The organism is Nostoc sp. ChiVER01, assembly GCF_034531155.1.
GTDB lineage: Bacteria > Cyanobacteriota > Cyanobacteriia > Cyanobacteriales > Nostocaceae > Nostoc.
Genome location: NZ_JAVRBS010000007.1, coordinates 244,092 through 256,755, shown reverse-complemented (window position 1 = coordinate 256,755; position 12,664 = coordinate 244,092). Strand labels below are relative to the sequence as shown.

The 12,664-nt window shown below is 38.9% G+C and carries 9 protein-coding genes; 8 read left to right on the top strand and 1 reads right to left on the bottom strand.

Annotated features, from left to right (window positions below; all coding sequences use genetic code 11):
• Positions 1 to 30 precede the first annotated feature (30 nt).
• From RMY00_RS12380 to RMY00_RS12370, 3 genes are all read left to right on the top strand, one after another.
• Complete coding sequence (locus RMY00_RS12380) at positions 31 to 2,910, top strand: CHASE2 domain-containing protein (RefSeq protein ID WP_322647821.1); 2,880 nt, start codon at positions 31 to 33, stop codon at positions 2,908 to 2,910.
• Positions 2,907 to 4,208, top strand: a complete 1,302-nt coding sequence (locus tag RMY00_RS12375) for a response regulator (protein WP_322647820.1) — start codon at positions 2,907 to 2,909, stop codon at positions 4,206 to 4,208. The genes RMY00_RS12380 and RMY00_RS12375 overlap by 4 nt, the downstream gene beginning before the upstream one ends.
• 201 nt (positions 4,209 to 4,409) lie before the next feature.
• Complete coding sequence (locus tag RMY00_RS12370) at positions 4,410 to 4,712, top strand: hypothetical protein (RefSeq protein ID WP_322647819.1); 303 nt, start codon at positions 4,410 to 4,412, stop codon at positions 4,710 to 4,712.
• 94 nt (positions 4,713 to 4,806) lie between these two features.
• Here RMY00_RS12370 and RMY00_RS12365 read toward each other — a convergent pair whose 3' ends face one another.
• Positions 4,807 to 5,496 (bottom strand): hypothetical protein, encoded by a 690-nt coding sequence (locus tag RMY00_RS12365; RefSeq protein WP_322647818.1) that lies wholly within the window; start codon positions 5,494 to 5,496, stop codon positions 4,807 to 4,809.
• Positions 5,497 to 6,556: 1,060 nt separating this feature from the next.
• Between RMY00_RS12365 and RMY00_RS12360 the strand changes: the two genes are divergently transcribed.
• From RMY00_RS12360 to RMY00_RS12340, 5 genes are all read left to right on the top strand, one after another.
• Entirely contained in the window at positions 6,557 to 7,204 is a 648-nt protein-coding gene (locus tag RMY00_RS12360; protein WP_322647817.1) for a sigma-70 family RNA polymerase sigma factor, read from the top strand.
• Between the two features lie 55 nt (positions 7,205 to 7,259).
• On the top strand, positions 7,260 to 8,177 hold the full coding sequence (locus tag RMY00_RS12355) for a DUF1822 family protein (RefSeq protein WP_322647816.1): 918 nt from the start codon (positions 7,260 to 7,262) through the stop codon (positions 8,175 to 8,177).
• A 22-nt stretch (positions 8,178 to 8,199) separates the two neighbouring features.
• Positions 8,200 to 10,572 carry a CHASE2 domain-containing protein gene (locus RMY00_RS12350; RefSeq protein WP_322647815.1) on the top strand — a complete coding sequence of 791 codons (2,373 nt, stop codon included), beginning with the start codon at positions 8,200 to 8,202 and terminating at the stop codon, positions 10,570 to 10,572.
• Positions 10,573 to 10,961: 389 nt separating this feature from the next.
• Complete coding sequence (locus RMY00_RS12345; RefSeq protein ID WP_322647814.1) at positions 10,962 to 11,198, top strand: hypothetical protein; 237 nt, start codon at positions 10,962 to 10,964, stop codon at positions 11,196 to 11,198.
• Between the two features lie 667 nt (positions 11,199 to 11,865).
• Positions 11,866 to 12,663, top strand: coding sequence for a DUF928 domain-containing protein (locus RMY00_RS12340; protein ID WP_322647813.1), 798 nt, complete (start codon positions 11,866 to 11,868; stop codon positions 12,661 to 12,663).
• Position 12,664: the final 1 nt, after the last annotated feature.

The window sequence follows — 12,664 nt, the reverse complement described above, 5'->3', positions numbered from 1 at the left end:
ATCAATATTATTTAAGCCTCTGGCGAAATTATGTGGCGTAAATTCCAAGCTTTCATCCAACGCTCTCGCAGTGTTTTAATTATTAGTCCCAGCGTTGCTCTGACAGTTATAGTTGGGCAGTCTTTGGGACTTTTTAATTTGCCTGAGTGGAAACTTCGTGATGAATGGATACGACAGCGATGCCTTCCGGCAAGCTGCTTCTCTACGAGACGCTTTGCGAACGCGTCTACGCAAAATACAATAGCTGACAAAATCATAATTGTCACAATTGATGAACAAGATATCCAATCAGTTGGTAAGTGGCCAATTCCAGACTGGTCACTAACACAATTACTAGAAAAAATCCAGGCGCAACAACCCCGCGCCATCGGTTTGGATCTCTATCGAGATTTACCCGAAGGCAGTGGATACGATCAACTTGTAAATGTCTTCCGCAACAGTGCCAATTTGATAGGCGTTGAGAAAATTACCGGAGAGCATGTCAATCCGCCACCAGAATTGAAAAAACTCGATCGAGTCGGATTAGCAGATTTGGTGTTGGATGGCGATCGCCATGTGCGTCGTGCCTTACTTACAGCAGTAGATGCCAAGGAAGAGGGAAAAATTAAAGCAGGACTGGGAACTCTTGTAGCCCTCAAGTACCTTGAAGCCGAAAAAATAACTTTAGAATCCGTTGACGAAAAGCAGCAGAGGTTTCGATTAGGCAATCAAATCTACCTACCATTACATAGTCAAGAAGCGGGTTATTCTGATGCCGATGTTGGGGGCTATCAAATTTTGCTCAACTGGTACGGTTCGGAAGCGGCGTTTCGCACAGTTGCCATGCGAGATGTGTTGGCAGAAAAAATTCCTGCAAATCTGATGCGCGATCGCATGGTGTTTATTGGATCAACTGCTGCTAGTACCAATGATTTCTTTAGCACACCCTTCAGTTCTTCCTTGGTTTCTGCCCAAAAACCTACACCAGGTGTTGTTATTCATGCCAATATTGCCCATCAATTAGTAGAAGGAGCAAAAACAGGGAAAGCAAACCTGCATGGTATTTCTGGAATGGCTTTGTCACTCTGGATTCTTTTATGCTCTTTTATTGGTTCTGGTGGTAGTTGGTATTTAGCTAGTGCGCGTACCCGGCGACAGATTCCAGGCGGCAAAATTCTTTGGGCAACCGTAGGCATCAGTGGCGCATTCATGGGTGGTGGTTACGGGATGTTTTTGCACGGTGTTCTAATTCCCGTAACACCCGCCTTAGCTGCGTTCATTAGCAGCGTAGTTGGCACAACTAATGCCTATAAACAACAGAAGTTAGAAGAAGCGAATCGGCAACTAGAAATTGCTAATAGTCAACTATTAGATTATTCCAAAACCTTAGAGTTCAAAGTTGAAGAACGAACTCATCAACTGCTGGAGGCAAAGCAAGCTGCTGATGCTGCTAACGAAGCAAAGAGCGAGTTTCTGGCCAATATGAGCCACGAGCTACGTACACCGCTTAATGGCATCCTTGGTTTTGCTCAGGTGCTTGAAGCATCGCCAAACATGACAGAGAAAAACCTAGAAGGAGTCAGCATTATCTACCAGTGTGGGACACACCTTTTAATGCTCATCAATGACATTCTCGACCTTTCAAAAATTGAAGCTCGTAAATTAGAATTGGTTGCGACTAATGTACATCTGCCCACTTTCTTACATGGTGTCACCGAGATTTGCAGTATTCGAGCCGATCAGAAAGGGATTGCATTTAACGTTTTGATGGGCGATCGCCTACCACTTGTTATTCAAGTAGATGAAAAGCGGCTACGACAAGTGTTGATCAACTTATTAGGCAACGCTATCAAGTTTACAGACAATGGGAGCGTGACATTCAAAGTAGATGTACTGGAGACTGGAGACAACGACAATAAGCAATCCCCAATCCCCAATCCCCAATCCCCAATCACTAAGATTCGCTTCCAAATTGAAGATACAGGTATTGGGATGTCATCAGACCAACTAGAGAAAATATTTTTAGCCTTTGAGCAAGTAGGTGAGGCTGGACGAAAATCTGAAGGTACTGGCTTGGGATTAGCAATCAGTCAAAGAATTGCGGCATTGATGGACAGCCAAATTCAAGTGCAGAGTTGCCAAGGTGAAGGTAGTCTATTTTGGTTGGATTTGACAGTATCAGTACCAGTTTCCCATGACTGGCATCCAGTAAACATCGCCTCAACCCAGCAGAAAATCGTCGGTATTCGGGGTACTGTCCCTCAAATTTTGATTATCGATGACGATCGCAACCATCGTTCTATGTTGAGCAGTATGCTACAAGAAATCGGTTGTCGAACCTTGGAAGCAAGCGACGGCAAACATGGGCTACAGATGGTAACTGAACATCAGCCAGATGTGATTGTGCTTGATTTAGCCATGCCTAATATGGATGGCTTTGAGCTAATGTTTCACTTACAAGAAAATCCCCAAACTCGGATTATTCCAGTTATTGTCTCTAGTGCCAGCGTATTTGAAGAAAATCGGCAACACAGTTTACAGGCAGGAGCTACAGCTTTCTTGCCTAAACCTCTGCAAATTGATGAACTATTCAATGCCCTGCATTCTGCCTTTGAAGCAGTAGCAAAGCGATCGCCACTAGAATTTGACTGGATCTATGCCCAATCTAAACCTCAGCAGTTATCTACCAAGAATGAGCAAATAGATAATAGTGAATTGATTTTGCCATCTCAGGATATTTTGCAACAACTCTATCATCTAGCAATGATGGGAGATATTTCAGCGATTGAGGGAATTATAGAAGAGCTAATCAAGCAAGACACTCAGTTAACTGCCTTTACAACTGAGTTGAGCAAACTCACTGCCAACTTTCAAACCACAAAAATTCGTAAGTTCCTAAAATCATTTGTAGCAACGGAGTCACATCCATGATGACCGAATCTTTTTTGCAGCCAATGCGTATCCTGTTGGTGGATGATAATCCAAATAATCTTAAGGTTCTCTCTGAAGCGATTCAGGGATGTGGTTGGAAAGCACTCATGGCAACCGATGGAGAGTCAGCGATCGAACAAACAGAATATGCCCATCCCGATCTGATTCTCCTGGATGTAATGATGCCAGGGATGGATGGATTTGAAACTTGCCGCAGGCTGAAAGCGAATGCTATCACTCAGAATATTCCGGTCATTTTTATGACTGCCTTGACCGATGCTACAGATAAAGTGAAAGGATTAGAAATTGGTGCAGTTGACTACATTACCAAACCCTTTCAACATGAAGAAGTTATTGCTCGATTAAAATTACATCTAAAAATCTCCCAGCTCACTCGTACCTTAGAAGAAAGAGTACAAGAACGTACCGCAGAATTATCCCAGTCTCTACAACAGTTACAACAAACCCAACTACAACTAATCCAGAGTGAGAAAATGTCCACCCTTGGACAACTTGTTGCAGGCATAGGTCATGAGATTAATAACCCAATTGGTTTTATTAGTGGAAATTGCTTTCATATTGAGGAATATGTCAAGGATCTCTTTCGTTTGGTAAATCTGCAACAGCAAAAGCTAGCACATCCAGATTTAGATATTGAAGAACTTATTGAAGAAATTGACTTAGAATACATCACTGAAGATTTACCAAAAATTCTCTTATCAATGCACCAGGGAATTGGTCGTCTTAAAGATATAAGCCTTTCTTTAAGAACCTTTGCTCGATCTGATATTTCATCTAAGGTAGAGTTTCAGATTCACGAAGGAATCAATAGTACCTTAATGCTATTAAAACACCGACTAAAAGAGCAAGTAGACCGTCCTAAAATCGAGGTTTTCACACAATACGGTGAGTTACCTCCAATTGTTTGCTATCCCGGACAAATAAACCAGGTACTGATGAATATTATCGCCAATGCTATTGATGCATTTGATGAATATCATCAAATGTGTTCAGATCAGAAGATAGCCGCTTGCCATAACACCATTACGATTACTACATCGGTCGATCATCAGCAAAAAACTGTGACAATTTGTATTGAGGATAATGCTCTTGGTATGGCTCCTGAGGTGCAAGATAGAATTTTTGAGCCATCTTTTACAACTAAACCTGTGGGTAAAGGAACTGGGCTAGGATTAGCTATCAGCCACCAAATTATTGTCGATAAACACAATGGACAAATCAACTGCTCATCAACCTCTGGTCAGGGAACAAAGTTTATTATTACTCTGCCAATTTAGTTTTTATGTGAGTTCGACTTGAAAAAGGAATAAAAAAAGGCTGTGACTTTTAGTAGGCAAGCAGTATAAAATCAAAAATGATAAGTTTTCAGAAATGATTTAGGATTACTATAGTTAGTTAGTAATATTAATTCTCTCCAATTACAAAATACTATTTTTCTTCCTAATATAATTCACCACCAATAATTTGAAACACTCCCAATGCTAGAGATTTTTCATCAGCAGTTTCCAGTAACTAGAGGTAAAACTCTAATTTTGTTTCTTGGTCGTATTGACCTTAAAAAATGTCTAGATTCATTAGCTCTTGCTTTTGCCAAAGTCCATAATCACTTTCCTGACACACATCTAGTTGTGGTAGACTACGATAATATCGGATTTATTGATAAAGCTCAGAACTCCTTTTTGCAAGCAAGTTGTCTAGATGCTGTTACCTTCATCGACATGGTGAGTGGAACATTAAAATATGCTGCTTCAAATATGCATAGGCAAGATGCAAACCTCTAATAGTTATGACAAATATGTAACACAAACTTGAGGCGAAAGCAGCACGATCTAATTTTTGGAGAGAGGAAGCGATCGCCTCCTCTTTTTCGCATATTTAATCGATTATGGTAGATAAAGAACTTTTTTTATAGCGTCGGCTAATGACTAAGCTTACTCCAATTAAACCCACAACAATTAAACTTGTAGTCGCCTTTGGTTCTGGAACTTCTTGAGGAGTTTGCAAGGTGAAATTCAGTTTAGCTAAACCTTGAGAAGGGGTTCCAGGGGGATTAAGTTTGTCTTGTTCAGTAAAAGTGATTGTGCCTGTAGCATTTTGGAATAAACCTGTTCCTCCAGAGATAGTAATAGTACCACCACCTTTAATAATGCCTTCCGCAAAATTTATTTCAGCACTGTCACTTGCTTTACCAAATAATTCACTAGCACCGCCATAATATCTGTCAGAGAATGCAAGTTCTCCTTCTAAACCAAACACGCTTGGATCTGAGTTAAAGGTATATTTATTAATCGATGGGTTTTCAATAGGCTCAAGTTTACCATAGGTATTACTAAGAAATAAATCTAACCCATAAGGAGCCGATTTGGTACTTTCACCTTTGATAGTTGCTCTAACAATTCCTAAGTCTGGTCTGAAGGTTGGGTCAATAGTGACAAATGTATTATAATCAGCAGTAAACGTGTAATTATTATAATTACTTTGTGCTTTCGCACTTTGCATATTTAAGCCTAAACTAATTATAGTTAAGGTCGCAGGAATCAGCCAGCCTATAGGTGAAGCAAACATAGTTGTCCTTTTTGAATTAAAATAATAAAATTACCTAACCGAATTGCTGCATTAGGTTGAACTTAAAAAAATGTAAGTATCTTTACAGTGGGTTATTCCCACCATAAGATCAAGTTGTAAAATAGATATTTTCTTAATAAATAATTACTAATATTAACTAAATGTTTTTTGATTTAGTTAACACGAGTTTTTTAAAATTCCATGTATTATTGTAAAATTATTTATTTCTAATTTCAATGATTTATTTGTTGATATTAAATGAATTATTTTTAGATCCAGTTACACAAAATACAACAAAATTCAGAATTCATATCAAGTCCGGTTAATCACTTATGATTAGCGCATTTGTGCAAAAATCGGATAAGCCTCTTTCGCTGTGTGGTCTAAATGATAAGTTTTTAGCCGGACACGAGATCAGGAGTCAATGAAGAGGACAAGGGGCAGGGGGAGAACCTCATACATAAATGTATGGCTGCTGGAACAAGGACGTATTATTTCTCGCGTTTGCGCGTCTCGAAATAAATGTTTCTATCCTATCGAGACTTCAACATTTTTAAGAGAGAAACAAGCCTCAAAACTATGCAGGATAAGGTAAATACACCTCTTGCAAAAGTGCTTTTTGCAAGAAAGGGAAAAGGGTTCATGTTAAAGGGGAAAAGGACGATACAGAACTTTTTCCCCTTCCCCCCGCCCCTTATCCCCAGAGGGGGCCCCACCTTCCCCTTTTCCCGACTTATGCAAGAAGTCTAATACACCAAATTTTCAAAAATAGCTTAAACCTAGATATATCAAAAAACTAAGTAAATCGGTGTCAACATCCTTCTATATATGGATTTAAGGCTCTTTTTTGGTTAATTTTGTCTAAGTCCCGCGATGGAATACTAGTCAGAAAATTTTTTGTGAATTTTTGCGAAAAACTTGAACTTGAGTTTGATAACTAGATAATAAGCTCTAATAATCTAGGTATTAAACATCAAGTTATGAATTTAGGTATCAGAAATTTAAACAGTCAGAGGCATCTCTAGACTACTTCTGCAAGTATTTCACCAGGGGATTTTCTATGACAAATGTCCACACGGTAAGCAATCTCAACCTAAAACTCCAGCATCTCGTTGCCAAAGCTTGTTCGCATCCAGCAAAAAGTTTGATGCGGCGGCAAAAACTTAGTGAGATAGTTAGAGTTGTAATGAAATCGGGCAAACTCTGGAAAGAGAACACACCCTATTATAATGATGCTCTGCAACAAACTTGGTTATATTTTTGCCGGAATCCAGAGCAGTATAATCCCCAGAGTTGTAGTGTGATCACCTGGCTCGACAATTGTCTTAAGTGGCGACTGCAAGATTTTCGCTCTAGAGAAGCCCAAATTCAAGCTAAGACTATTCCCCTATCTAGCTTGGAAATTGAAAATACAACCAAAACAATCGAAAACTTACCAGCAGCAGCTGATATTCCACCAATTTTGGAAGAAACTTACCAGTGGGCTTCTACAGATCCAGACAATGACTTAGCCAGCACTTATGTTAAAGGACGCCCTGATGTAACTTGTCAAATATTAATCCTGCGACGCTTACCTCCAGAAACCCCCTGGAAAAACATTGCGAAAGAATTCAATTTACCTTTATCAACTGCGCCCAACTTCTACAAACGTGAATGTTTACCTCGTTTACGAAATTTTGCTCTTAGGCAAGGGTATCACGAAATTTGAAATTAAGGCAGAGATATATATAGTAGAAAACTATCTAAAAAATGAAAGGAAACTTATGATTCATAGCACTAAAAACCTAGCAGAAAAATCTATTCCGGTATCTATTACCCAAGCAGCACTAAAGATAGCACGCTTTTTTGCTGATGAACAGGTAACACTAGAAAAGAGAAATCAGGTATATCTTAATACATTGGCTGTATGTGCGGTGAATGACTACATGGAAATGATGAACATTCCCACAGATCCAAAGGCTAGCGATAGTTGGAATTGTGCTATGCACTATTATGCAGATGTGGCAGACCTGAAGTTGAGTGGATTGGGTTACTTAGAATGTCGCCCCGTAAGCTCTGGTAATCTCTGCTATATTCCACCAGAAGTACCGGATGATAGAATCGGTGTAGTTGTAGTTGAGCTAGATATAGAACATCAACAAGCAACTTTAATCGGGTTTGCTAAAACAGTAAAAGCTGGTGAACTTTTATTTAATGAGTTACAGACTATTGAGGATTTACTTGCATATATTGATTCACTTGAAAGCAACGCCAGAGAAGTCAAGTTGAGCTACTGGTTACAAAATATAATTGATGCAGGTTGGCAGCCGATAGAAAAAATTTTAGCCTCAAAAACACCACAATTAGCTTTTCGTTATCGAAACGGAGTGACGCGGGGTAAGCTGATTGACATGGGAATAGAACTTCCGGGACAATCGCTGGCATTAGTTATTACACTTACACCAAAGAATTCTGTAGAAATCCAATTGAAGTTGCAGGTACATCCATCCGATGAGCAAGCCTACTTACCCAATAATCTCATCGTGAAAGTGTTAGATGAGAAAGGCATTAATGTTATGGAAGCCCACGCTAGAAGTGGGAGTACTTATGTAACATTAGAATTTAATGCTCAAATAGGAGAACGTTTTAGCGTTAACTTAGAACTAGGAAATACTAATATTATTGAAAATTTTGTTATTTAAGCACATTGCTTGATTCTTACTCATGCAGAAGTTGGTTGTTTTGAAACTAGATGGTGATTTAAACCAAGGGGTAAAAGTCACACTCGAAATTGGGGCAGAAGGCGATCGCGCCAGTATAGAAGTTCAAGGCTATCTTACCCCAAAACCAGAGATCATTGCAGATTATGAGCTTTGGCGAATAACCTATCGCAGTTTATCAAATTTTCGCCTTACACCAGTGAACATTCATGTCGGAAGTTCTCTTAGTGAGCATCTTAAAAAATGCCGCGAGTTAAACGAAAAGTTAAGTCAGCAAATGAATAGTTGGCTCAACTGTAACTCACTTCGCCCACTCAAAGAGAAGTTACTTAAACAGCTAACATTAGATGATACAGTTCGCGTACTAATCAAAACGAGTGATATTTGGCTACGTCGTCTCCCGTGGAATTTATGGGATTTTTTTGAGGATTACTCTCAAGCAGAAGTTGCTTTAAGCGCACCAGAGTATGAATATCTGGCAAAATCAAAGACAAGTACTATTGGAGGGAAGGTAAAAATATTAGCAATTCTAGGTAACAGTGAGGGAATCTTAATTGATAAAGATCGAAAGCTATTGGAGATGTTACCAGATGCAGAAACAACTTTTCTGGTAGAACCACAGCGCAGTCAGTTAAATGAACAAATTTGGGAGCAAGACTGGGACATTTTATTTTTTGCAGGTCATAGTGAGAGCTTTGAAGATGGTAAGAGCGGTAATATTTATATTAATAAAACAGATTGCTTGACAATTGATGAACTAAGGTATGGTCTTTTAAAAGCTGTCAGCAAAGGATTGCAGTTAGCAATTTTTAATTCTTGTGATGGATTAGGACTAGCACATCAATTAGAAGACTTGCACATTCCACAAATTATCGTTATGCGGGAGGCAGTGCAAGACTTAGTAGCACAAGAATTCTTAAAGAATTTCCTCAAAAAATTTTCCAGTGGTGAGTCTATGTACTTAGCAGTACGAGAATCAAGGGAAAAATTACATGGTATTGAAGATAAATATCCTTGTGCGGTTTCCTTACCTGTAATTTGTCAAAATCCAGCAGCAGTACCACCGACTTGGAAAGATTTTTTGAGAAATCCCCAAACAGAAATTAGCAAGCCTCAAGTAAATAAATATAGAATTCAAGCCCGGTTACGGTGGCGTAGTATTAAAGTAATACTGTTATCAAGTTTGCTTATTACTGGTTTGGTAATGGGGGTGCGATCGCTTGGGTTATTGCAACCATCAGAATTAAAAGCTTTCGACCACATGATGGGATTACGCCCAGAGGAAAAACCAGACTCGCGTTTTCTAATTGTCACTATTGATGAAGCAGATATCCAGTATCAGAACCACATGAATATGAATATGCGATGGTCACTTTCAGACCAAGCACTTGCACAATTATTAAAAAAACTAGATCAGTATCAGCCAAGCACTATTGGCTTAGACATCTATCGTGATTTCCCTGTAGACTCTAATAGTGCAGATTTAGCAACTAGACTACGACAAGATAAACGCCTTTTTGCCGTATGCAAAGTTTCTGCGCCTCTTGATGGTGCGCCAGAAGGCACTCCTCCACCGCGTGAAGTTCCAGAAGAACGCCAAAGCTTTAGTGATTTTGTTGCAGATGATAATGATATAGCCCGCCGTCAGCTTTTGCATTTAACACCTCCTTTAACATCTTCCTGTGCCGCAGAATATGCTTTTAGCCTCCAAATTGCGCTTCATTATTTAGAGGCTAAAGGTATTAAGTCAGATATCAACTCACAAGGAAATTTGCAGATAGGCGACGTCGTATTTAAGCAATTAAAATCTCATACTAGCGGCTACCAACGAATCGATGCATCGGGTTATCAAGTGCTAGCAAATTACCGTTCGCTTTCTTCTCCTCAAAACATTGCTCAACAAGTATCTCTTAGAGATGTTCTTAACAATAAAATTAATTCTGAATTAGTCGAATTATTGAAGGGGCGGATTATTTTAATTGGTGTTACTGCTCCAACAACTACTGATTACTGGAAAACTCCTTATAGTGCTAAAGCAGGGTCAAATCAAAAGCTGATACCAGGAGTATTTGTCCAAGCTCACATGAGCAGCCAGATCCTTAGTGCTGTTCTAGATCGTCGACCTTTGCTTTGGTGGTGGCCGACTTGGGTTGAAGCACTCTGGGTATGGGGATGGTCATTATTAGGAGGAATTTTAGCATGGTATATTCGACATCCTATACGTCTGGGAGCAGCCGGGATAATAATGCTATTTTCATTATTTACTATATCTTTTGGGATTTTTACTCAGGCAGGGTGGATACCACTTATCCCGCCAGCATTGGCGTTAATATCTACACAAGTAGCGGTTGTGTCTAGAGATATTCGTAATCAATAACTTTCGCAAAAAACTTTTTATATATTTACATTGATAATGTTATTATATCAGTATTAACACGCTAAAAGCCTCAGAATAACACCATGCAAAATTGTAAATAAATATATAACTTGTGATTCCCAACCTAGTAATATTATGTCTGCTTAAAGACTGATAGTTAAGACTGTAGGAGACAGAAAGCAGGTAGTAAATAGGGGTTTACGATTCTTGCACAAATATAGTAACCCTGACTTATTAAACTAACATAATATAAAGGATATTTACAATTCCTTGCTTCACTCAAAATTATACATTTGAGGGGAAATAACATCAAGGATTTCATAGTTTATATCTACCTACTAGTACATCAAGTTTAAAAAAATGATGGTTGAAGAAGGCAGAAGGAACAATTGGACGGGGATTCAGACCCCACCCAATATTGTTTGCGCCGTCTAGACGGCAAGGTTTTAGACCGCAAGTTCACTTTGATCACAGGCTTCAGCGTAGGAAGCAGTATTCCCTTCTGCCTCCTGTCCGACGCTCGCGGACTCGCTAACGCTGCGCTATCTGCCCTTCTTGATAAGCAAGTTCGTAGTGAGTTAGCGCGGTCTTCTAAGGGAGATGCCAAGGGTAATAGCGCAGCGTAAAGCCTTCTCTACGAGAGGCTGCGCCAACGCTTAGAGCGAGTCCAAGAGCGTCTGGGGGTTTCCCCCATGAGCGACTAACTTTCCCGTTGGTAAAGACTTTAGTTCTGATGTTCTAAGCACGCTTTGTGCTCACTATAAACCCTCAAAATTAACCTAGACATTGCACTACCTTTGATCAAGATGAACACTTTAGTGTCAATAAAGCTGAAAGTAATATCAATAATGTTTACTTGTTGATATTATTTTAGGCGTAATTATTTATTGTGCAGCGTGGATCTAAATGTGACAAATGTATCTTTTTATAGGGCAAGTGCTTAAGCATCGCTCTAATCATTGGGAAACAAACCAAATAAAAAACTTTAATTATTCTTATATACACAAATTATTCGTTTTGTCAAGACAAATTTAGATAAACTTACTTTCCGCAATCTTATATCTTTCTAGTGTAGTTAAGGTTAGTAAATGATTGCAATGTTTTTCATAATCCCGGTAAACGCATCTCAAGAATAAAACCCCTTTAATTCGGGCATTTTATGGTTTCGGCTAGTTTAAATCATATCCTTACACATTAAGGATATCCAAAATTACGTATGTTTGCACTGCTTTCATAGCTGTTTATTTTCTTTAAGTGACCTTTATATTACTTTTGTCAAGGAGTATATTGTTGATGAAACTTACTTACATTATGACATTAGTACTTCTGGGATTGATAAGTTACCCCACAAGAGTTTTAGCACAGGTAGATCAATTACCTAACCAATCTTTTGTTAATACACTTAGCCAGTCTAAACGTCCAAATTTTCCAGATAACGGCGCACCTATTGGACGTCGTAAAGGAGGTACAAGCCGTGATGGTTGCACTCCGTTGAACACGCCAATTACTGCTTTAGTTCCTGGTGAAGAAATTGCAGATGAATCAAAATCTTTTTTGGCATTCACAACTTATGAATATCCAACTTTTTGGGTTTTTGTACCAGAATTACCAAAGAATGCTGTTCTTGGGGAGTTTCAACTTCAAGATGAAAATGGCAAAAACATCTACAAGACATATCTATCACTACCACGAAAGGCTAGTGTTGTTGATATTAAGTTACCGCACAATCCACAGTCTGCTCTAAAAATAAACAAAAACTACCAGTGGTATTTTAAAGTTTTCTGCGGCAATCCCCAGCAAATGCCAGAGTATTTTTATGTGAATGCATGGATACAGCGTGTGCCGTTAAATTCTAATCTTGAAAGTCAATTGAAAAGGACACAATCAAGAAAGTATACTACTTATGCTCTTAACCAAATTTGGCAAGATGCTTTAACTAATTTAGCTACTCTGCGTCGTTATGATCCCAAATCACAGCTTTTTACAAAGGATTGGACACTTTTGTTAAAAGATGTTGGTTTGGCAGAATTTGCAACAGCACCGATTGTAGAACTTGAGAGTGGTCAAAAAACCATTACTCAATCAAATTAGT

Excerpts from the sequence above, each read along its gene's own strand:
- RMY00_RS12350 (WP_322647815.1), top strand. The coding sequence starts at position 8,200 with ATGCAGAAGTTGGTTGTTTTGAAACTAGATGGTGATTTAAACCAAGGG.
- RMY00_RS12370 (WP_322647819.1), top strand. The coding sequence starts at position 4,410 with ATGCTAGAGATTTTTCATCAGCAGTTTCCAGTAACTAGAGGTAAAACT.
- RMY00_RS12375 (WP_322647820.1), top strand. The coding sequence starts at position 2,907 with ATGATGACCGAATCTTTTTTGCAGCCAATGCGTATCCTGTTGGTGGAT.
- RMY00_RS12365 (WP_322647818.1), bottom strand. The coding sequence starts at position 5,496 with ATGTTTGCTTCACCTATAGGCTGGCTGATTCCTGCGACCTTAACTATA.
- RMY00_RS12340 (WP_322647813.1), top strand. The coding sequence starts at position 11,866 with ATGAAACTTACTTACATTATGACATTAGTACTTCTGGGATTGATAAGT.
- RMY00_RS12355 (WP_322647816.1), top strand. The coding sequence starts at position 7,260 with ATGATTCATAGCACTAAAAACCTAGCAGAAAAATCTATTCCGGTATCT.
- RMY00_RS12380 (WP_322647821.1), top strand. The coding sequence starts at position 31 with ATGTGGCGTAAATTCCAAGCTTTCATCCAACGCTCTCGCAGTGTTTTA.
- RMY00_RS12360 (WP_322647817.1), top strand. The coding sequence starts at position 6,557 with ATGACAAATGTCCACACGGTAAGCAATCTCAACCTAAAACTCCAGCAT.